The sequence below is a fragment of the Comamonas sp. 7D-2 genome, from assembly GCF_022749555.1.
Taxonomy (GTDB): Bacteria; Pseudomonadota; Gammaproteobacteria; order Burkholderiales; family Burkholderiaceae_C; genus Comamonas; species Comamonas thiooxydans.
The window spans coordinates 3736077-3756795 of sequence record NZ_CP094238.1; the positions used below are offsets into that span (position 1 = coordinate 3736077).

Consider the following 20719-nt stretch of genomic DNA (forward strand, 5'->3'; position numbering starts at 1 on the left):
CTCAGGGGCGGGACCCGCCGCGCGCCCGGAACACCACTGTACCTTGAGCGCACCCTGGTGTATCTAGATTGCGCTCTATATATAGATAGAGGCAAGAGGCGTTTCCAGGGAGAAGTTTGCGCCATAGGAATGCCGACCAGAGGCAGATGAGCGCGAAAAATGCAAACAATGCGCTGCAGAGAAAAGACAACGCCGGAAATGACAAAGCCCGGAAATGGCGAAACCGACTTCCGGGCTTTACGGCCGGTACCAGACCGGGCCGTTTTTCGCGGATCAAGGAGGGTGTGGTCCTTGCCGCTGGAAGCAACGATTGCTCCCTTTTGTGCCTCAAGCGAAGATAAAGAGCAAGTGCCAACAGCCCATGGAATCAAAGGCCTCGGCGGAATTTGCTTTTCCTTTCCTTTGGCAAGCACCTGCAACGTGCAGGCAGATTCACTATATCTGTGCTCGCGTAGGGCTACCAGGCTTTTTGCACTTTATTTCGCCTTGATGACAAATAAAACGATGTGAGCGTATACACCTCTTGAATCCGTGATTTTTTGCTGTAATTTTTTGAGCAAGCTGTACATTCATACAGTTTTTATATAATTTTAAAATCTAAAAAGTATTTTTGTTAGTGTTGACTGAATATTTAGGGCGCTTCTAGAATCCGCCAGCGCTCGAAATGAGCGTTTTTTGTTTCCGCTGCCTCACGACTGAGCAGACCGATCGGCGCCCCAAGGGGCGCTTTTAATCGGCCCGCAGCAAACCTCATCGGCCAGTTGTCCTGGTTGTACCGCGAGATTGATCCGGTGCGACCTCGGGCGATAGCCAAGAAAGGACAAGCTATGCCAGCGTCAGGAAAATTAATCGCCTCTGCGCGAACGTTGGGCCATAAGACGGCCCACGGTTTTCTTGCTCTTACTCACAACGGTTTCGCCCTGCTGGGCTTGGCCGTGGCCATTTCGGCCCTGATTCTGATCTCTCGTCCGGACCTGCGTCTGGCCGGTGCAACCGAGCTGCGCGAGTGGCTCGACACACGCCTGCCCGCCAGCACCGTGGTGGCTGCCGCCGAAGTGGAGGAAGCCCCTGCTTCCGCCAACATCGTCGTCGCCAGCGACCGCGCCACGGCCGTCAACCCCAAGAACCTGCCCAAGGAGCAGGCGGCTGTGGCCTATTGGCTCAGCAAAAAATACCGGGTGGCGCCCGAGCCGATTGCCGCCCTGGTCAGCGAAGCCTATGTCCAGGGCAAAGCCAACAAGCTGGACCCGACGCTGATTCTGGCCATCATGGCCATTGAATCGAGCTTCAACCCGTTTGCCCAAAGTTCGGTCGGTGCCCAGGGCCTGATGCAGGTGATGACTTCCGTGCACACCGACAAGTACGAAAGCTTTGGCGGCCAGCACGCTGCCTTCGACCCAGTGACCAATCTCAAGGTCGGCGTCAAGGTGCTCAAGGAATGCATTGCCCGCGCCGGCTCCATCGAGGGTGGCCTGCGCTATTACGTGGGTGCAGCCAATCTTCCTTCGGACGGCGGCTATGCCGCCAAGGTGCTTGCCGAACACCAGCGTCTGCGCCAGGGCGTGGGCCTGCAGGCCAGCCCGCTGATGACGGCCAAGTCCGACGAAGCCACCAAGGTCTCTCACGCTCAGCAAGTGGCACTGGCCAACTCCAACCTCTAAGCGACAGACCCCTGCATTTCTCAAGCTGGCTCCGGCCAGCTTTTTTATGCCCCGGCCAGGTCCTGCGGGAAAAACGGGCATAGGTTCTTCAGCCATGCCAGCTCAGCTACACTAGCGGGTGTACGCAACTGGCGATAGGCGCAGAATTTTCTGCCGCTGACGTGGAATCCGGCAGACTGCAAGGTCTGTGAACCACCGGGGAGCGTACCGCCCAGGGTCGCAGCGACTGCAGCCTGCAAGCGTTTCAGCCGTTCGCCTGGGCAGCCCTTGGCCTCAAGGGAATTTCTAAGTTCACAGGACTGCCATGTTTCAACGCACCGATACCGTCGCGAAAGTCGACCCCGAACTGTTTGCAGCTATTGAAGCTGAAAACCATCGCCAGCAAGAGCACATCGAGCTGATCGCCAGCGAGAACTACTGCTCGCCCGCAGTGATGGAAGCCCAGGGCTCCCAGCTGACCAACAAGTACGCCGAAGGCTATCCCGGCAAGCGCTACTACGGTGGCTGCGAGCATGTGGACGTGGTCGAACAGCTGGCCATTGACCGCATCAAGCAGATCTTTGGCGCCGAAGCCGCCAATGTGCAGCCCAATTCCGGCTCTCAGGCCAACCAGGCTGTGCTGATGGCTTTCGCCAAGCCAGGCGACACCATTCTGGGCATGAGCCTGGCCGAAGGCGGTCACCTGACCCACGGCATGGCGCTGAACATGTCCGGCAAATGGTTCAAGGCCGTCTCCTACGGTCTGAATGCCGACGAAGCCATCGACTACGACAAGCTCGAAGAGCTGGCCCGCGAGCACAAGCCCCGCATCATCGTGGCTGGCGCTTCCGCCTATGCCCTGCGCATCGACTTCGAGCGCTTCGCCAAGATCGCCAAGGAAGTCGGCGCCATCTTCTGGGTGGACATGGCCCACTATGCCGGCCTGATTGCCGCAGGCGTGTACCCCAACCCCGTGCCCCATGCCGACGTGGTCACCACCACCACCCACAAGAGCCTGCGTGGCCCCCGTGGCGGCGTGATCCTGATGAAGGCCGAGCACGAGAAGGCCATCAACAGCGCCATCTTCCCCGGCCTGCAAGGCGGCCCCCTGATGCATGTCATCGCCGGCAAGGCCGTGGCATTCAAGGAAGCCCTGACTCCCGAGTTCAAGGCCTACCAGGAACAGGTCGTGAAGAATGCCAAGGTGTTTGCCGAAACGCTGACCGAGCGCGGTCTGCGCATCGTCTCCGGCCGCACCGAAAGCCACGTGATGCTGGTGGACCTGCGCGCCAAGGGCATTACCGGCAAGGCTGCCGAAGCGGCCCTGGGTCTGGCTCACATCACCGTGAACAAGAACGCCATCCCCAATGACCCCGAAAAGCCTTTCGTGACCAGCGGCATCCGTATCGGCACGCCCGCCATGACCACCCGTGGTTTCGGCGAGGAAGAAGCCCGCATCACCGCCAATCTGGTGGCCGATGTGCTGGACAAGCCCGAAGACGAAGCCAATCTGGCTGCCGTGCGCGCCAAGGTGGCCGAGCTGACCGCCAAGTTCCCTGTCTACAGCAAGTAATTCCAGCTGCGCTGATCTGTCATGAAGTGCCCCTTCTGCAACCATCCGGACACGCAGGTTGTTGAGACCCGCGAGTCCGAGGACGGGGGCTTCATCCGCCGCCGCCGCCGCTGCGGGGGCTGCGACAAGCGCTTCACGACCTACGAGCGCCCCGAGGTCAGCTTTCCCACCGTGGTCAAGAGAGACGGCCGCCGTATCGAATACGAGCGCGCCAAGCTGCAAGGCTCTTTTCAGATCGCGCTGCGCAAGCGTCCCGTGAGCACCGAACTCATAGATGCCGCCATAGAGCGCATTGAGGACAGGCTGCTCAATCTGGGCCAGCGTGAAATCGATTCCAGCCGCCTCGGCGAGTTGGTGATGGATGAACTCAAGGGCTTGGACAAGGTCGGCTATATCCGCTTTGCCAGCGTCTACCGCAGCTTCGAGGATGTGGACGACTTCAAGAACATCATGGATGAGGTTCGCAGCCCCAAGGCCAAGGCCGCCAAAAAGCCCTAGCCCTGACCGCCGTGCCTTGCCATGCCAAAAGCCACCCTTGGGTGGCTTTTGTTTTGCGCGCTTGATGGCAGGCATAAGCTATGAACTAATGAGCATCTAGCGCCTGATCTAAAAGGAAATCAGACAAGTTTTTATCTGATCTCCTTAATGAACACGCGTAACACGCTCCTTCAAAGGTAGCGCCATCGGCCCGCTGCGGCTTTGTTCGTGTACATGCTCCGCCAGTGCATCCAGATCCAGCATGCCGCCCACCACGTCGATGCCTTGCGTGAAAATGCTGAAATTGTCGCCGCCACTGCCCAGGTAGCTCTGCAGTCCCACGCGGTAGCGCTGTGACATCTTGAGCAACCGGCCGTTGAGGCGCAGCTCGCTCACGCGCCGGCCCGCGGGCAGGCGACGGTCAAAGCGGTAGCTGAAGCCCTCGGAGACCTGCAGGATGCGTGGCGCATTCACGGTGTTGCTGCCGCTGTCGAATTGCTGCTCCAGCGCCTGGCGAATCTGCTCGCCCGTCAGACTCATCACCATCAGCGTATTGCCGAACGGCTGAACGCTGAACAACTGTCCATAAGTCACGCTGCCGTCGGCCGCGGGCAGCAGGTCGGCGCGCACACCGCCGGGGTTCACAAAGGCCAGCTGTGCCCCGCCCGCGGCGACATCGCGCGTGGCCGCAAGTATGGCGTCGGCCACGATGCGCCCCATCACGCTTTCGCCATTGGCTTGCGGCACGCGGCTGACAGGCCCGGCCAGCTGCCCTGCAACGGCCTCGGCCAGCGGCCGCGCCGCAGCCTTGTAGCGCGCCACCAATGCAGCAACAGGGGCATCTGCGTCAAAGACGGGGAATTCGGGCTGCAGGCTCACCAGACCGGCAGGGCTGCGATAGGCCTCACCCTGCACGATATGCTGGTGCGCCGATTTGCGGCTCACGCGGGCGGTGCGCGCATCCACCGTGAGCCGGATTTCGGTCAGCAGCGTGCCGTACTGACCCGCGCTGGTCAGCAAGAACGGCTTGCGGGCATTCACCCTGGCGTAATCGCACACATAGGAGCGGTGGGTATGACCGGAGATCACCACATCGACCTCGCCGGAGAGCTGCTCCAGAATCGGCACGATGGCGCCAGACAGCCCTTGGCAGCTATCGTCCTGCAGGCCCGAAGTGGTGGCCCCGCCCTCATGGATCAGCACCACGATCACATCGGCGCCCTGCGCCCTCAGCTGCGGGATCAGCGCATTCGCCGTCTGCGCCTCGTCGGCAAACGTCAGCCCCTCGACCCCGCTGGGGCGCACCATATGCGGCGTGTTCCTGAGTGTCATGCCGATGAAGCCCACGCCTATGCGCAGACCGTCCTGCTCGAAGAACTTCAGCCCGGTCGCAGGAAACAGCGGCCGGCCGTCTTCACGCAGCGTATTGGCCGCGAGAAACGGGAACTCCGCTCCCTTGAAGGGCTGGCTGATCTGGCATGGCTGCTTGCTGGTGAACTTCTCGCAGCCCCCATGCTGCATGCGCAGCAGCTCGGCCACGCCCTGGTCGTATTCGTGATTGCCGGTGGCCGCAAAGTCCACCCGCATGAGGTTGAGAACTTCTATCGTCGGCTCATCGAGAAACAGTGCAGAGACCATGGGCGAGGCCCCTATCATGTCCCCGGCTGTGACCAGCGCCACATGGCGGCTGGCCTGGCGACGCTGGGCGATGGCCCGGGCCATATAGGCCACGCCGCCGGCGGGCACGGCAACGTTCTGTCCCTGCGCGTTCTGGGCCGTCACGGCCAGTCTGGGCGGCTCCAGATGGCCGTGCAGGTCATTGAAGCCCAGCACGGTGATCTCCATGCTGGCAGGCCTTGTCACACCACCGCTGCATGCGCTCAAGCCCAATGCGAGCAGCGTAGCGCAGAGAGGAGCGGAGACCTTGCGAAAAGCACAACGCCAGCCTGGCGACAGGGCGCGAGACTGGCGTTGATCCGGTTTTTTGTCAGTTGCAACCATCAGACTCTCCTGAGTCAGAGGTTTTAACGCACAAAAAGGTCTGGGTGATGTCAGCTGGCCGAGGCAGGAATCGGAGCCAGGCCAGAATCCACATCGGCATTCTGCGCACGGTGACGCAGCGCATGGTCCATCACCACCAGCGCCAGCAGCGCCTCGGCAATCGGCGCAGCGCGGATACCCACGCAGGGGTCGTGGCGCCCCTTGGTGATGACTTCGGTGCTCTGGCCGTGCACATCAATGGACTCACGCGGCGTGATGATGGAGCTGGTGGGCTTGATGCCGATACGCACTTCCAGATCCTGGCCGGTGCTGATGCCGCCCACGATGCCGCCCGCGTTATTGCTGCGGAAACCCTCGGGGCTCAGCGAATCGCCATGCGTGGTGCCACGCTGGGCCACGCTGTCAAAGCCTGCGCCGATCTCCACGGCCTTGACGGCGTTCAGACCCATCATGGCGTAGGCGATGTCGGCGTCCAGGCGGTCATACAGGGGCTGGCCCAGGCCGACCGGCATATTGCTGGCGTTCACACGCAGCGCCGCGCCGCAGGAATCGCCGCTCTTGCGCAGCTGCTCCATGTATTCCTCGAAGCGGCTCACATCGGCCACAGGCGCGAAAAAGGGATTGTGCGGCACATGCTCCCAGCTCTCGAAACCTATGGACAGCTCGCCTATCTGGGTCATGCAGGCGCGGAACTCGGTGCCGAACTTTTCCTTGAGCCATTTCTTGGCCACGGCACCCGCTGCCACCGTGGGCGCTGTCAGGCGTGCCGAGGAGCGGCCACCGCCGCGCGGATCGCGGATACCGTACTTCTGGAAGTAGGCGTAGTCGGCATGACCGGGACGAAAGCTCTGCGCGATATTGGAGTAATCCTTGCTACGCTGGTCGGTATTGCGGATCAGCAGCGCAATCGGCGTACCCGTGGTCTTGCCTTCGTAGACGCCGGAGAGAATCTCCACGGCATCGGGCTCGTTGCGCTGCGTGACGAACTTGCTGGTGCCGGGGCGACGTCGATCCAGATCATGCTGGATGTCCGCCTCGCTCAAGGCCATGCCCGGAGGGCAGCCGTCAATCACACAGCCAATGGCCGGGCCGTGGGACTCACCGAAATTGGTGACCGTGAAAATTGTGCCGAAGGTATTGCCGCTCATAGGCTGCTGATTATCGTTGAAGTGATGATTGACGGCTGCACACTGTCCTGCCTAAAGTCTTTTCACCATGCTCAAACTTGCGTTTATTCTGGCCTCGGCCCTGGTGTCCGTGGTGATCGGCGGCGTCGGCGGTCTGCTGTTCTTCGAATTTGCACCGTCGCGCTGCGCGGGCCAGTATGCCTGCGGCTACGGCAAGGCCGTGATCGGCATGATGGTGGGCCTGGGTGTCGCCTTGCTGTGCTTTGTGGGGCTGCTGCTCAAGGGTCTGCGCAAGGCAAAGCCGCCAACAACTGTATTGCAGAGCCCGCACAGCCCAGCCGACCGACAGCCATAAGGCAGCGCTGCGTCGCCTGCAGAGCACATCAGGCTGGACATGAAAAACCCCGCCTCGGCGGGGTCTGCAGCAAAAGCTGGCTTATTCAGCGCCCTGGCGCTCGCCTTCGGGCCAGTCGCGGATATAGGCCTTGAGCATGCGGTTCTCGAAGTTCTGGCTGTCCACCACGGCCTTGGCCACGTCGTACAGCGAGATCACGCCCATCAGCATGCGCTTGTCCATCACGGGCATGTAGCGCGCATGGCGGTCCAGCATCATGCGGCGCACCTCGTCCATATCGGTTTCCATGGTGCAGGTCATGGGCGCGTCGTCCATGGCGCCGCGCACGGAGATGTTCTCCACGCCGCCGGTCTTCACAAAGCCCTGGATCACTTCGCGGAAGGTGAGCATGCCCACCACATCGCCGTGATCCATCACGACCAGCGAGCCAATGTCCTTCTCCGACATCACCTGCACCGCCGCGGCCAGGCTTTCGTCGGGCGACACCGTGTACAGGGTATTGCCTTTGACGCGCAGGATGTCACTAACTTTCATTGCTGTTCTCCGAAATCTGTTTGGCACGCTGTGGCAGCTTTTGTCCTGCATGTGTCAGCACATGCGGCATCGCTTTGCACAGAATGCAGGTGCGTGCACAAATATAGCCCACAATGGCTTGCATTGAGAAAAACTAAATCAATGACGAAACATATGAATTTCCACATATTCATTCGTCTATCCGACCAAATCGATATTTGATTGCGTGCTCGATCACACATTGCGTCGATCAAAACCAGCCATGGAGACAAAACATGCCCGGCTACTCTGACCCCGGCTTTGACACCCTGAGCCTGCATGCAGGCGCCCAGCCCGACCCCGCCACCGGCGCACGTGCCGTACCCATCCACCTGACCACGTCCTTTGTCTTCGAATCCAGCGACCACGCGGCAAGCCTGTTCAATCTGGAGCGCCCCGGCCACGTCTACAGCCGCATCTCCAACCCCACCAATGCAGTGCTCGAGCAACGCGTCTCGGCCCTGGAAGGCGGCGTGGGCGCGATTGCCGTGGCCAGCGGCCAGGCGGCGCTGCACCTGTCGATTGCCACGCTGATGGGCGCGGGCAGCCATATCGTGGCCAGCACGGCCCTGTATGGCGGCTCGCAGAACCTGCTGCACTACACGCTGGCGCGCTTCGGCATAGAGACTACCTTCGTCAAGCCAGGCGACATCGATGGCTGGAAGGCTGCGGTGCGCCCCAACACCAAGCTGTTCTTTGGCGAGACCGTGGGCAACCCCGGACTCGATGTGCTGGACATTCCCACGGTCAGCCAGATCGCCCACGAAGCCGGCGTGCCGCTGCTGGTGGACTCGACGCTGACCTCGCCCTGGCTGATCAAGCCTTTCGAGCATGGCGCGGACATCGTCTATCACTCGGCCACCAAGTTCCTGTCCGGCCACGGCACGGTGATCGGCGGCATCGTCGTCGATGGCGGCAGCTTCGACTGGGAAAAATCGGGGCGCTTTCCCGAGCTGACCCAGCCCTATGACGGCTTTCACAACATGGTGTTCAGCGAGGAGTCCACCACGGGTGCCTTTTTGCTGCGCGCTCGCCGCGAAGGCCTGCGTGACTTCGGCGCCTGCATGAGCCCGCACAGCGCCTGGCTGATCCTGCAAGGCATAGAGACTCTGCCGCTGCGCATGGAGCGCCATATGCGCAACACCGAAAAAGTGGTGCAGTTCCTCGCCAGCCACCCGCTGGTCAGCCGCGTGGGCCACCCCATGCTGGAGACCCATGCCTCGCACGCCCTGGCCAGGAAGCTGCTGCCGCGCGGCGCCGGCTCGGTGTTCAGCTTTGACATTGCCGGCAACCGCAACCAGGGCAAGAAGTTCATCGAAACGCTGAAGGTCTTCAGCCATCTGGCCAATGTGGGCGACTGCCGCTCGCTGGTGATCCACCCTGCCAGCACCACGCATTTCCGCATGAGCGACGAGGCCCTGGCCCAGGCCGGCATAGGCCAGGGAACGATCCGCCTGTCGATCGGCCTGGAAGACGCCGACGACCTGATCGACGACCTCAAGCGCGCGCTGAAGGCGGCCGAGAAAGCAGCCTGAGAGACCTGAACAAACATGGTTGCCACAACTTCTGCATCGCTGGACTGGAAGCAGTTTGAACAGACTTTATTCAGCATCTACTGGCAAGATGCTCAGGCGTTCCTGGCCGCGAACCCTCAAGAAAGCATCTACGCACTGGCACTGAACGGCCTGTACCGCGAGGAGGACGGCCCCATTTACCTGCCCACGCTGTCTGCCAATAGCGAGCAGGCTTATTCACAAATGGTGAATGCCCCCGAGCCGCAGGGTCGCTTGTCCGAATTCGACCTGGATACCGGCCAGTTGGGCACTCTGCGCTGGAACCCGCCGGATTGGGAATGGGAGGAGCTGGATTCAGCCTCGGACTCTCAGGATTTGGAGCAACTGGAACAAGCCTTGCTGGCCGAGGCCAATAAAAGCACGCCTGCCCACTGGTTGCGTACCGAGGCGCAGCTGATCAAGGCGCTGATCCGCATCTGCAAGCAACTGACCAAAGCCTGCCAAAAATCGCCCTGGTCCGGCCAGCTCACTCCAGAGTTTGCGGTGCTGATCTATGTGGAAGACACTCAGGAATGCGAAGCCATGGCACGCGAGAGCATGGGGGAGGCACGCTTTCTTGCATTGTTTCCCGGCCATGACCAGCAAGCGCAAAGACGCGCCAGAGTTGCCGCGCTCTCCCCCGCTCAACAGCTGCAATACCATCTGAGCTGTCTTGAAGGTATCGGGTGCCCGGAACTGGGACTGAGCCCAAAAGAGGCGCAATTGCTGGGGGAAGAGGCCGAGACTGCGCTGCTTGCCATGAATCACAGCCAGGTGGCCCATGCGCTGCTGCCCATGCTGAATCGGCCTGGCAAACAGTGGCGCGCGGCCATGTTGCTGGCCCAGATAGCTTACCGGGACGAACAGGTACTGACTGCACTGCGCCAACAGGTTCAGGCCCCCATCCGCAGCACCCGGGAAGAAAGCGAGCGAGGCTGGTGCGCCAGTGCCTTGGGGTCGCTAGGTGACCAGGAATGGCTGCAGCAGCAAATAGGCACCACGGCCGTGCCTGTGGACAGAATCGCGCAAGGCATTGCCTACCCCTACCGCGCCTGGAACAGCAAGCCAGGAACCACGGCCCTGCACCTTGACTATGCGCCACTGGAGCGGGCACTCGACCTCAAGCATCCGGCCTTGACCCGGGCGCTGAATGAAGAGCTATCACCCGGAACCGGTTATTGCAGCCTTCGGGTTGAGGATTTGGAGCAAGCCCTGCTCGCTCTGCAGTCCGTTCACGCTCTGGTGCGCGTTCATGCGGCATGCATCATGGGAGAGCGAAGCCTTGGGGCCGCCGCGGGCAGGCGCATCACTCCTGTACTGGCACAAGCCCTGAGTCACGACCGCAACGAAGGCGTACGTTATCAGGCCATGCTGGGCCTGCGGTATTGGAAAAAAGCCAGCGCAGCGCAGCGCGCCACGATTGAGCATGCCGCTGAACACGATGCCAGCGACGACATACGCGAGCTGGCTCAGCAATGGCTGAATGAACACTGCTGAATCACAAAGAACAGAACCGGAGACAAACATGCAAATCAATGTGCAAGGCGCAGACATCTACGCCTACACCGGCGGCAAGGCTTTCGACGCGGCCAAGCCCACGGCCATTTTCATCCACGGCGTGCTCTGCGATCACAGTGTCTGGGCGCTGCAAAGCCGCTACATGGCCAATCACGGCTGGAACGTGCTGGCCATCGATTTGCCTGGCCATTGCAAAAGCGGCGGCCAAGCACCGGAATCCGTCGAGGAGGCTGCAGGCTTCATAGGCGCGCTGATGGATGCGGCAAACCTGCAGCAAGCTGCGCTGATCGGCCATAGCTGGGGCAGCCTGATTGCCATGGAGACCGCGGCCAGGCTAAATAACCGCATCAGCCATCTGGTGCTGGTGGGCACGGCCTTTCCCATGAAGGTCTCGCCCGCGCTGCTGGAGTCGGCCCTGAATACGCCCGAGAAAGCTATCCAGATGGTCAACACCTTCTCGCGCGCCACGCTGGCACCGCCCAATGGCGCAGGCAGCTGGGTGTTTGACGCCGGCGTGGCCCTGGGCCGCCGCGTGCTGGCCAGCAACGCTCACACGAATCTGCTGCATGCAGGCTTCAAGGCCTGTGACAGCTATGCGGGCGGCGAAGCGGCCATGACGCAGGTCAGCTGCCCGCTTCTGTTTTTGCTGGGCGAGCAAGACCAGATGACACCACCCAAGGCTGCAAAAGGCTTGATAGAAGCCGCCAAAGGCGCGGGCAAAACGGTGAGCGTGCAGATCATTCCCAACGGCCACAACCAGATGACGGAGTCGCCCGACGCGACGCTGTTTGCGATTCGGGATTTTCTGGCTGCATGAGCCATTAAGCTTGGGCCATGAGCCAAACCTTCCAGCACCACGGCCAACTGGCTGCCGCCTGCGCCGAATGGGCCAAGATTTCACTGACCGGTTTGCAGCCCCGGCGCAATCTCAATCTGAGCGATAAAAAAGCCGACTGGAAGGAAGCACTGAGCGCGCTCAAGCGCTTTGCCAACAGCGATAGCTATAAAGCTCACCAGGATTTCCAGGCACATGCCGCGCTGGAGAACTACTGGAAATGGAAGGAAGCGGGCGAGCAGGCGCGCTGGCTGCTGATCTATGGTATCGATCTGGGCCTGAACGGCGATGTGCTGCGCCCCATCTACCAGGAAGTGACCGCGCTGTGGATTGATGCCGCCTCGGTGGCCGAGCATGCGCGCGCCAGCATGGCGCAGGAGACTGGCGAGGACTATGGCGTAGGTGCGCCCATCAACACACGCGCTGACGACTACGCTGTTGCCGTGACCCTGCTGTCGCTGGCCACACTGCTGGATGCACAGGATGACGTACCGGCGATTGATGAGCATGTGCTGGCCTTCGATACGGACCAGCTGCTGGATTATCTGTGCGCAGGCGGTCTGCAGTTGCAGCAGGTCAGCGAGGAGCTTTTCCACAAACGCCCTTACGGCGCCATGAAGCCTTTTTTTGAACAGCTCGAAGCCCTGCCTGACCCGCTGCTGCCCTACCTGCAAACCCAGTACCAGGAGTTTCTCAAGCTCTCGCCCAAGCAGCAGAAGAAAGGCAGTCCGTGGCTGGGCACGGGCTACTGGGCACTGGAGGTGGCCGCCTTGGCCGTGCTCTATGGCTGGGATGACAGCGCTTTGCGCAGCAGCCCGCACTACCCGGCCGATCTGGTCGACTACGCCCGCGGGCGCCTGGCTCAAACAGAGTCAGGCGATTCTTGACAGAAAACCGGCGATGCGGCTGCTGATGCGATCAGGCAGCTCGCGGTGCGGCACATGGCCGCCGCCGGCAATGATTTCCGCTTCGCAAGGGCCCTGCGCCCAGGTGCAGATGTTCTCCGGATGCACGAGGGAGCCGAATTCATCAAGCTCGCCGTGGATCGCCAGCACCGGGCAATGCACCTTTTTCAAGGCCGCATCCAGCCGGTAATGCGCGAAAGGTGGGCTCAGCCAGGTGTCCACCCAGGCTGACAGCACCCAGGCCGCCTTGTCGCCATGGTAGCGGGCAAGCCGCTCCAGTTGGCCGGGCTGGGCAAAGTTGTCGCGCGCCGCCCTGATGCCCTGCAAGGTGCGGTCTTCGACAAAGCTCTGGGCCGATTCGGTAATCAACGCCTGGCATTGCCGTCCATACGCAGCTGCCACCATGGCCGCCATGCCGCCGCCCACGCTGTGTCCCAGCATCACGAAATCGCCCAGGCCCAGCGCCTGATGAAGCGGCGTGAAGCCGGCCTCGACCTCGCTTTCCACAAAACTGGGTTGAAGCCGATGCGGATTGGGGTCCGAATGACCGAAGCCCAGGCGGTCATAGGCAATGACTTCACGCCCGGTGGCCGCGGCCAGCTGCGCGGGAAATTCGCGCCACAGATCCACGCTGCCCAGAGAGTCGTGCATCAGCACCAGCGGCGCCTTGGCCGCCCCGCCCTGCGCTTGCCAGCGTTTGACATGGAGCTGCCCGTCGGGCGCCTGAACACGGGTTTCACTGGAGCTGATCACAACGGGCGGCATGGTGTCGTCAAACATGGGCAGGGTCTGGGTTGAATGGCGATGAGGTGCACGGTCACCTTAGCAAGAGAACGCTCATGGCAGCTTAGCCAGAAGCTGGAGTGGCCGCAAAGATGACGAATCTGGCCGATTTTGCGCAGTCTTACCGTATATAGCCTGTCGTTCAGGTGACGAAGACCTCCGGCAGCAAATTGCCAGCACTCGCTAACCCGCTGGCCTGGCCTTGCTGTCGGCAGTATAAAAACAGCATCAACTTCACCGGGGTTCGCCATGTCACAGACCACGACCTCAGAACCGGACGACGCTGTCAAAGCCAGTGTGGACCCGCGCCAGTTCAAGAGCTTTGCCGAGTTCTACCCCTTCTACCTGGGCGAGCACAGCAACGCCACCTGCAGACGGCTGCACTTCATCGGCACCAGCCTGTCGCTGGTGTTCCTGCTGGCGCTGTTTTTGACGGGCGACTGGTGGTATTTGCTCGCAGGCCTGATCTGCGGCTATGCCTTTGCCTGGGTGGGGCATTTCGGCTTTGAGAAAAACAAGCCAGCCAGCTTCAAGCGTCCGCTCTACAGCTTTCTCGGCGACTGGATGATGTGGCGCGACATCTTGCTGGGCCGCATCAAGATGTAGTGCCACTCCCCCTCTGAAGCGCGCCCGCTGGCCTGCTTTGCAGGCAGCGAATCGGCGGCCCGATCTTGAGCGCAGATATTCATAGATATCCGCCCACAGCCATCAAATTCTATGAATATTGCCTACAGGCGCGGCAATCAGCTCGGCCATGGTCATGGAATCGAGCTGGGCACGCTGCCACAGCGGCCGCACGGCCTCTGAGGGCTCGAGCAACAGGCTCTGCACCAGGGGCTCGACCCGCGTGGCATGCGGATCGACCAGCAGCACATAGCGCGGCTCGGTGCTCTCAAGCGACACATAGGCATCGGGCGGCTGCACGGCCCCGACCCAGTCCAGCTTGGCCAGCGCCTGCAGCACGGGTTGAATCTGAGAGGCTTCCACGCGCAGGCGCCGCGAAAGCTGGTGCACATACAGGCCCTTGTGCGGCAGCTCGCGCTCCTTGGCCAGGCATTGCAGTACCTCGACGGCCAGCTCGAACTGCCAGCCCCGATGTCCTGTCAGCCGTTCCACCCCGGCAAGCACCGTGGGCAGATAGGCCGTGACCAGAGCCCCCAGCAGCACAATGCTCCAGGCCACATACATCCAGATCAGCAAGATGGGCAGCGTGGCAAACGCGCCGTAGATCACCGAGTAGGTCGGCACGGACGACAGATACAGGCCCAGCACCTTCTTGGCCACTTCCATGAACACAGCCACAAACACGCCCCCCACCAAGGCATGGCGCCAGCGCACCGGCGTGTTGGGCACATAGTGGTAGAGCCCGGCCATGCCGGCGGCCAGCACCACGAACTCTATGGAATCAAAGACAAAGCGCAGGCTGCCGGGCAGCGCATTGACCATGCCCTTGGAGGCCGACATCACATAGGACGACAGCACCAGGCTCAGGCCCAGCAGCAGCGGCCCCAGCGTGATGGCGGCCCAGTAGATCAACACGCGCTGGCCCAGCGGCCTGAGCTGGCGCACGCGCCAGATGTTGTTGAGCGTGCGGTCTATGGTCAGGATCAGCGCAATCGCCGTGACCATCAGTATGGAAAAGCCGACCAGGCCCAGTTGGCTGGCCTTGGAGGCAAACTGCGTGAGATAGCCCAGCACCTGGCGCGCAATGGTCTCGGGAATCAGGCTGTCCATCAGCCAGCGCTCCAGCACCTTCTGCGCCTTGCCAAAGATCGGGAAGGCCGTGAACAAGGCCAGCGCCACGGTAAAAAATGGCACCAGCGCCAGCAGCGATGTGAAAGTAAGACTGCTGGCCGTCACGCCCAGGCGGTCTTCCTTGAAGCGTGCCAGCAGCACCTGGGCCGTGTTGTGCCAGGGGAAGGTACGCAGGCGCTGCTGCGCACGGCGGCTTCTGCGGCGCAGCTCAGTCCTGAGCTCCTGCTGGCTGGGCATCTGGGGCTTGGGGATACGCCCGGCCAGATCCTTGCAGCTAGCCGCCAGCGCCCTGGCCTTGTCGAGTCTGCTGCTGCGCGGGCTCTCGGCAACGCGCTGCGAGCTGTCGTCAGGACTGTCGGTCACTCCTGAAACGCAAGCATGCACCGCTTTCTGTTCCTGAGCTGGCGTCGTATTCGGCGTGGAATAGCTGGTCCAGCCCTGAGCTGCCGTGCTGAATGCCGCCGCAGGCGTCGCGGCAGGAGCTGGCACGGGTTCGTGCCGAGCCAGATCGTTGCCAAGATCGGGCAAGGGTTCGAACACTGGCTCCAGCGGTAGGCCCGGACCATCGAGGCTGGGTTCCTGGCGCTGCTCTACCTGTCTGGGCTCGGCGGCAACGTTCGCGGCAGCAGTTGCGGCTGTCGACGCCGGCGATACCACACGGTCCCGATCTTCCGTCACCGGCCTGGCTTGCTGCGCCTTGCCTTCCAACGCAGCCCAAAAGCCGGCACGCTCGTTTTTCTTCATGACGGCACTCCTTCACGAACGCAAAAGGAGGACGGGTGCTGCGCAACATCAAGCGCAGAACGCAAAACAAAACGACCGGATTCAAACAGAGCTGGCATGACCGATATGATGCCACTGCTATGACCGACGCCCTCTCGCCCCAAGCCGCCGAAAACACTTCTTCACCAATCCAGCAGCCCGGCTCCGATGTGGCCGCCACGCGCTGGCTGGCCGTGGGCAGCCTGCTGGCACTGATGCTGCTGTGCGTGGCCTGGGAGTTGTGGCTGGCACCGCTGCGCGAAGGCGGCACCTGGCTGTTTCTCAAAGCCCTGCCGCTGGCGTTCGCCGTGATCGGCCTGCTCAAGCGCCGCATGTACACCTATCGCTGGCTCAGCCTGCTGGTGTGGCTGTACTTCACCGAAGGCGTGGTGCGGGCATGGAGCGATGCCGCACCCAGCCGCTGGCTGGCGCTGGCAGAGGTGGCGCTGTGCGTGCTGCTCTTCATCGCCTGCGCAGCCCATGTGCGCCTGCGCCAGCGTGCCGTCAAGGCGGCCCGGCTCAATCAGGCGTAATGCCTTCGAACTGCGCCAGCGTCCGCACCTGCGCCGCCAACGCATCGAAAAGCAGCTGCGCGGCCGGTGACAGCGCACGGCGCGGGCGCTGAATCAGCAGCGTGCGGCGCAGAATGCGCGGCTCGTCCAGCAGGCGAAAGCCCAGATCGCCCTGCAGGCCCAGCGAAGGGTGGCGCGCCGTCAGCGCCGGAACGATGCTGACGCCCAGACCCAGGCTCACGGCCTCGAACAGCAATTGCGGATTAGACAGGCGCAGCGGTGTCTGCAGCAGGTTCTGCGGCATGCCCGGTGCCGAAGCCAGCAACTGGCTGATGGCGGTATCGGTGGTCAGCCCCACAAAAGCCAGATGGGGCAGCTGGGCCAGATCGGCCGCCGTCAGTCGCCCCGCCTGCAGCAAAGGCTCATCGAGCCTGGCCACCAGCCCCATGGCATCGCTGATCAGCGGCTGGGTCAGCAAATCGCCGCCAGCCGGGTGTGCCGCTCCCACGCCGAAATCCACACTGCCGGCCTGCACACGCTGGGCGATGCCTTCGGCGCTGTCCTCGATCAGATCCACCTCGATGCCCGGATGCCTGGCCCGCAAGGCCGGCAGCACCGGCAGCAGCAACACTGCCAGCACCGACGGAGCGGCAGCAATGCGCACCTTGCCGCGGCGCAGTGCGGCCAGATCGCCAAGGTTCTGAAATCCCTGCTCCAGGGTCTCGAAGGCCTGGCGCACATCGAGCAAAAAGGCCTGGCCGGCAGCCGTCAGCCCCACGGTTCGCGTGGTGCGGTCAAACAGCCGCAGGCCCAGGGCCTCTTCCAGCTGGCGAATGGATTCGGACAGGGCCGACTGCGTCAGGCACAGCTCGCGTGCCGCGGGGGCAAACGCGCCCTGGCGCGCCACCTCGTCAAAGGCACGCAATTGGCGCAGGCTGACATTATTCGGAAAAACTGGCATAACCAAGCAATTTATTTCGATTGTCCCGTAGTCTGCCATGCTCTACGCTTGCAGCTTCATGGTTTTCCTGCCGCCGCCCCGTGCCTGGCTTAGGATTTCCGTCTGTCCCCCTCTCTGCCGCCCCTGCTGCGGCCTGCTTGTCATGACTTCCACCGCTTTGCTTGAATCCCTGCGCCAGATTGTGGGCGCTCCCCATGTGCTGACCGACGGCGACCTCAGCGCCTACGAACAGGACTGGCGCAAGCGCGTGCACGGCAAGTCCCTGGCCGTGGTACGCCCCGGCAACACGGCCGAAGTGGCCGGCGTGGTCAAGGCCTGCGCCGCAGCCGGCGTGCAGATCGTGCCCCAGGGTGGCAATACCGGGCTTTCCGTAGGCTCCACCCCCGACGACAGCGGCCGGCAGGTCGTGCTCAGCCTGACGCGCCTGAACGCCGTGCGCCATATCGACAAGGACAATCTGACCTTCACCGTCGAAGCCGGCTGCATTTTGCAGAACCTGCAGGAGCTGGCCGATCAGCAAGGCCTGCTGTTCCCCCTGTCGCTGGCCGCCGAAGGCAGTTGCACGATCGGCGGCAATCTGGGCACCAACGCGGGCGGCACACAGGTGGTGCGCTATGGCAACACCCGCGATCTGTGCCTGGGCCTGGAAGTAGTGACGCCTCAGGGCGAAATCTGGGATGGCCTCAAGGGCCTGCGCAAGGACAACACCGGCTATGACCTGCGCGATCTGTTCATCGGCAGCGAAGGCACGCTGGGCATCATCACCGCCGCCACCATGAAGCTGTTCCCGCAGCCGGCCGCCCAGCTCACGGCCTTTGCCGCCGTGCCCTCCATGGAAGCCGCCGTGCGCCTGCTGGGCCTCGCGCACCAGCACCTGGGCGCGGGACTCACGGGATTTGAAGTCATGGGCCAGTTCGCACTGAGCCTGGTCGTCAAGCACATGCCGCAGTTGCGCGTGCCCTTTGCCGACATGGGCGACGAAGCCCCTTATTGCGTGCTGCTGGAGAACAGCGACAGCGAGTCCGAGCAGCATGCGCGCCTGCGCTTTGAACACCTGCTGGAGCTGGCCTTTGAGGACGGCTGCGTGGTCAACGCCGTGGTGGCGGAGAGCCTGACCCAGGCCCATGACCTGTGGCATATCCGCGAGAGCATTCCTCTGGCCCAGGCCGAGGAAGGCCTGAACATCAAGCACGATATCTCGGTCGCAGCCTCGCGCATTCCGGCATTTGTCGAGCATGCCGACGCCGTGCTCAAGCGCGAGATTCCCGGCGTGCGTCTGGTCAACTTCGGCCATCTGGGCGACGGCAATCTGCACTACAACGTGCAAGTACCCGAGGGCGAGGACGGCAAGGCCTTTCTGCGCGACAAGGAAGCCCTGGTCAACCATCTGGTCTACGAGGCCGTGGACGCCTTCGGCGGCTCGTTCTCGGCCGAACATGGCGTGGGCGCACTCAAGACGGACAAGCTCGAAAAATACCAGTCCCCCGTTGCGCTGCAGATGATGCGCGCCATCAAGAATGCGCTGGATCCCCAGGGCCTCATGAACCCCGGCGTGGTGCTGACGCGCGGCTGATCCTGGCATCGCCGACAAAAAAGCCCTGCATTGCTGTGCAGGGCTTTTTGCATTGACCAGGGCTTTAGCGAGAGGCCACGATATTGCGCAGCATGTTCTCAACCGCGCTGGGCCAGGGGATGTCTGCGCCATCCACATCGGTGAACACGGTCTGCCTGCCCTCGCTGAGCAACCAGACACGCAAGCCGTTGCGCACAGGATCAATCACCACGGCTGCCATTTCCTCGCCCCCTTGATGCTGGCGATTTCCCATCACATAGAGCAGCCCTGCAGAGGGCTCCAGCGGGCCCAGGGCCTGCAGATTCTTGAGCAGCGTCTCGTACTGACTGCCGCCCATCAGCGTCTTCAGCCGCTGGGCCAGCACGCCGTCCTTCACATAGTCCACGCCATCCCAGCGGTACTTGCCCTGCAGCGGCTTGAGGCTGTCCAGGCTTGGCTCGCCGTCCTTGACCACATGGGGAACGCGTACTTCCTCGATGGAGACCGTGGCCGCCTCCTCGATCTGCGCCGTGGCAGCGGGCTCTTGGGTCTGGGGCATGGCATCGGGCGGGGCGGCAGCCGCAGCGGCCGCTGCCCGGGCATCCGCTGCAGCGGCGGTGGGAGATGGTGCCTTGGTCTTGTCGCAGGCAGCCATCAAGGCCGCAATCGCCAGCGCAACAGCCGCAGTGCTCACAAAATTGCGTGACATGAACTCACTCTCCTTGTTCGGCTCGGTTGTTTTCCATGACATTGTGAAGCCAGCGGCGGCAGATTTGAGACTGACAGGGCCGCAGGACGGGTCATTGACAGCGGGCAACTCGGCATGCTCCGGCACGTGGCACACTTCGGCTATCGCGGCCCTCGGGGCCCACCCTCTTCAAGAGCTGCGGCACCTTGTGTACGCTGCCAGCACAGCCAGTCTTTGCCAGTCTTTGACCGCTTTTTGCACCATGAACTCCAGCACCTGCACCCTGCGCCCCGTGCGCTGCCAGTACGAAACCTTTATGCGCCATGTGTACGAGCACGGTGCATCCAAGACCGACCGCACGGGCACGGGCACGCGCAGCGTTTTCGGCTATCAGATGCGCTTCAACCTCAATGAAGGCTTCCCCCTGGTCACCACCAAGAAGGTGCACCTGAAATCCATCATTCTGGAGCTGCTGTGGTTTCTGCGCGGCGACAGCAATGTGAAGTGGCTGCAGGAACGCGGCTGCACCATCTGGGACGAGTGGGCCGACAAGCAAACCGGCGACCTGGGCCCGGTGTATGGCGTGCAATGGCGCAGCTGGCCCAAGGCCGACGGCACGCATGTCGACCAGATTGCCGAAGTCGTCAAGCAGCTCAAGAGCAATCCCGACAGCCGCCGCATCATCGTCAGCGCCTGGAACGTGGCCGAGCTGGACCAGATGGCGCTCATGCCCTGCCACTCCTTCTTCCAGTTCTATGTGGCCGACGGCAAGCTCAGCTGCCAGCTCTACCAGCGCAGCGCCGACATCTTCCTGGGCGTGCCCTTCAACATCGCCAGCTATGCGCTGCTGACCCATATGCTGGCCCAGCAATGCGGCCTGGAAGTGGGCGACTTCATCTGGACCGGCGGCGACTGCCATATCTACAACAACCACTTCGAGCAGGTGCAGACCCAGCTGTCTCGACAGCCCTTCGCCTATCCGACGCTGAACATCAAGCGCAAGCCCGCATCCATCTTCGACTACGAGTACGAAGACTTCGAAGTGCTGGACTATCAGCACCATGCCGGCATCAAGGCGCCTGTGGCGGTCTGAGCTGCACTCCTGCGGATCACTATAAAAATCAAAGCTGCTTGCGCTTGCCATCCTGCGATTTCAAATACTTTCATATC

General features: G+C 62.2%; 19 protein-coding genes and 1 riboswitch. Of the genes, 12 read left to right on the forward strand and 7 right to left on the reverse strand.

Annotated features, from left to right (window positions below):
* Window positions 1-827 precede the first annotated feature (827 nt).
* The 3 genes from MPZ60_RS17125 (at window position 828) to nrdR (ending at window position 3711) form a co-directional block, all read left to right on the forward strand.
* Window positions 828-1661: a lytic transglycosylase domain-containing protein gene (locus MPZ60_RS17125; RefSeq protein WP_034359288.1), complete on the forward strand. Its 834-nt coding sequence runs from the start codon at window positions 828-830 to the stop codon at window positions 1659-1661.
* A 114-nt stretch (window positions 1662-1775) separates the two neighbouring features.
* Window positions 1776-1930, forward strand: a riboswitch (ZMP/ZTP riboswitch).
* Between the two features lie 35 nt (window positions 1931-1965).
* Window positions 1966-3213: a serine hydroxymethyltransferase gene (gene glyA, locus MPZ60_RS17130; RefSeq protein ID WP_003053390.1), complete on the forward strand. Its 1248-nt coding sequence runs from the start codon at window positions 1966-1968 to the stop codon at window positions 3211-3213.
* Window positions 3214-3234: 21 nt separating this feature from the next.
* Window positions 3235-3711, forward strand: coding sequence for a transcriptional regulator NrdR (nrdR, locus tag MPZ60_RS17135; RefSeq protein WP_003053388.1), 477 nt, complete (start codon window positions 3235-3237; stop codon window positions 3709-3711).
* Window positions 3712-3855: 144 nt separating this feature from the next.
* On the opposite strand, the gene MPZ60_RS17140 is transcribed toward nrdR, so the two are convergent.
* Window positions 3856-5691 carry a bifunctional UDP-sugar hydrolase/5'-nucleotidase gene (locus MPZ60_RS17140; protein ID WP_034359290.1) on the reverse strand — a complete coding sequence of 612 codons (1836 nt, stop codon included), beginning with the start codon at window positions 5689-5691 and terminating at the stop codon, window positions 3856-3858.
* Between the two features lie 50 nt (window positions 5692-5741).
* The gene (gene aroC, locus MPZ60_RS17145) at window positions 5742-6839 is read right to left on the reverse strand and encodes a chorismate synthase (RefSeq protein WP_019043197.1); all 1098 of its coding nucleotides are present in this window, start codon (window positions 6837-6839) and stop codon (window positions 5742-5744) included.
* A gap of 67 nt (window positions 6840-6906) precedes the next feature.
* On the opposite strand from aroC, the gene MPZ60_RS17150 reads away from it, so the two are divergent.
* A complete protein-coding gene (locus MPZ60_RS17150; RefSeq protein WP_003063747.1) occupies window positions 6907-7173 on the forward strand; it encodes a hypothetical protein in 267 nt (88 codons plus the stop codon).
* Between the two features lie 81 nt (window positions 7174-7254).
* Here MPZ60_RS17150 and MPZ60_RS17155 read toward each other — a convergent pair whose 3' ends face one another.
* Window positions 7255-7707, reverse strand: coding sequence for a CBS domain-containing protein (locus tag MPZ60_RS17155; RefSeq protein ID WP_003053381.1), 453 nt, complete (start codon window positions 7705-7707; stop codon window positions 7255-7257).
* A 254-nt stretch (window positions 7708-7961) separates the two neighbouring features.
* Between MPZ60_RS17155 and MPZ60_RS17160 the strand changes: the two genes are divergently transcribed.
* From MPZ60_RS17160 to MPZ60_RS17175, 4 genes are read left to right on the forward strand one after another with little or no spacing between them, the layout of a single operon-like run.
* Window positions 7962-9260, forward strand: coding sequence for an O-acetylhomoserine aminocarboxypropyltransferase (locus MPZ60_RS17160; RefSeq protein WP_034359293.1), 1299 nt, complete (start codon window positions 7962-7964; stop codon window positions 9258-9260).
* A gap of 15 nt (window positions 9261-9275) precedes the next feature.
* Window positions 9276-10775 carry a DUF4303 domain-containing protein gene (locus MPZ60_RS17165; RefSeq protein ID WP_034359295.1) on the forward strand — a complete coding sequence of 500 codons (1500 nt, stop codon included), beginning with the start codon at window positions 9276-9278 and terminating at the stop codon, window positions 10773-10775.
* Window positions 10776-10803: 28 nt separating this feature from the next.
* The gene (locus MPZ60_RS17170) at window positions 10804-11613 is read left to right on the forward strand and encodes an alpha/beta fold hydrolase (protein ID WP_034359296.1); all 810 of its coding nucleotides are present in this window, start codon (window positions 10804-10806) and stop codon (window positions 11611-11613) included.
* A 17-nt stretch (window positions 11614-11630) separates the two neighbouring features.
* Window positions 11631-12518, forward strand: coding sequence for a PoNe immunity protein domain-containing protein (locus MPZ60_RS17175; RefSeq protein ID WP_034359298.1), 888 nt, complete (start codon window positions 11631-11633; stop codon window positions 12516-12518).
* Here MPZ60_RS17175 and MPZ60_RS17180 read toward each other — a convergent pair.
* Complete coding sequence (locus MPZ60_RS17180) at window positions 12504-13316, reverse strand: alpha/beta fold hydrolase (RefSeq protein ID WP_034359299.1); 813 nt, start codon at window positions 13314-13316, stop codon at window positions 12504-12506. The two genes, MPZ60_RS17175 and MPZ60_RS17180, sit on opposite strands and share 15 nt — an antisense overlap.
* Before the next feature lie 252 nt (window positions 13317-13568).
* On the opposite strand from MPZ60_RS17180, the gene MPZ60_RS17185 reads away from it, so the two are divergent.
* Window positions 13569-13925 carry a DUF962 domain-containing protein gene (locus tag MPZ60_RS17185; protein ID WP_003063755.1) on the forward strand — a complete coding sequence of 119 codons (357 nt, stop codon included), beginning with the start codon at window positions 13569-13571 and terminating at the stop codon, window positions 13923-13925.
* A 102-nt stretch (window positions 13926-14027) separates the two neighbouring features.
* On the opposite strand, the gene MPZ60_RS17190 is transcribed toward MPZ60_RS17185, so the two are convergent.
* Window positions 14028-15311 (reverse strand): YhjD/YihY/BrkB family envelope integrity protein, encoded by a 1284-nt coding sequence (locus tag MPZ60_RS17190; RefSeq protein ID WP_241781209.1) that lies wholly within the window; start codon window positions 15309-15311, stop codon window positions 14028-14030.
* Between the two features lie 542 nt (window positions 15312-15853).
* On the opposite strand from MPZ60_RS17190, the gene MPZ60_RS17195 reads away from it, so the two are divergent.
* Complete coding sequence (locus MPZ60_RS17195) at window positions 15854-16369, forward strand: DUF2069 domain-containing protein (protein ID WP_003063757.1); 516 nt, start codon at window positions 15854-15856, stop codon at window positions 16367-16369.
* On the opposite strand, the gene MPZ60_RS17200 is transcribed toward MPZ60_RS17195, so the two are convergent.
* Window positions 16356-17309 carry a LysR family transcriptional regulator gene (locus MPZ60_RS17200; RefSeq protein ID WP_034359303.1) on the reverse strand — a complete coding sequence of 318 codons (954 nt, stop codon included), beginning with the start codon at window positions 17307-17309 and terminating at the stop codon, window positions 16356-16358. The two genes, MPZ60_RS17195 and MPZ60_RS17200, sit on opposite strands and share 14 nt — an antisense overlap.
* Before the next feature lie 142 nt (window positions 17310-17451).
* Here MPZ60_RS17200 and MPZ60_RS17205 point away from each other — a divergent pair, with 142 nt between their 5' ends.
* A complete protein-coding gene (locus MPZ60_RS17205) occupies window positions 17452-18882 on the forward strand; it encodes an FAD-binding oxidoreductase (RefSeq protein WP_003063759.1) in 1431 nt (476 codons plus the stop codon).
* 64 nt (window positions 18883-18946) lie between these two features.
* On the opposite strand, the gene MPZ60_RS17210 is transcribed toward MPZ60_RS17205, so the two are convergent.
* Window positions 18947-19570: a hypothetical protein gene (locus MPZ60_RS17210; protein WP_034359305.1), complete on the reverse strand. Its 624-nt coding sequence runs from the start codon at window positions 19568-19570 to the stop codon at window positions 18947-18949.
* A 241-nt stretch (window positions 19571-19811) separates the two neighbouring features.
* Here MPZ60_RS17210 and MPZ60_RS17215 point away from each other — a divergent pair, with 241 nt between their 5' ends.
* Window positions 19812-20642, forward strand: a complete 831-nt coding sequence (locus MPZ60_RS17215) for a thymidylate synthase (protein WP_034359309.1) — start codon at window positions 19812-19814, stop codon at window positions 20640-20642.
* The last annotated feature ends 77 nt before the right edge of the window (window positions 20643-20719 follow it).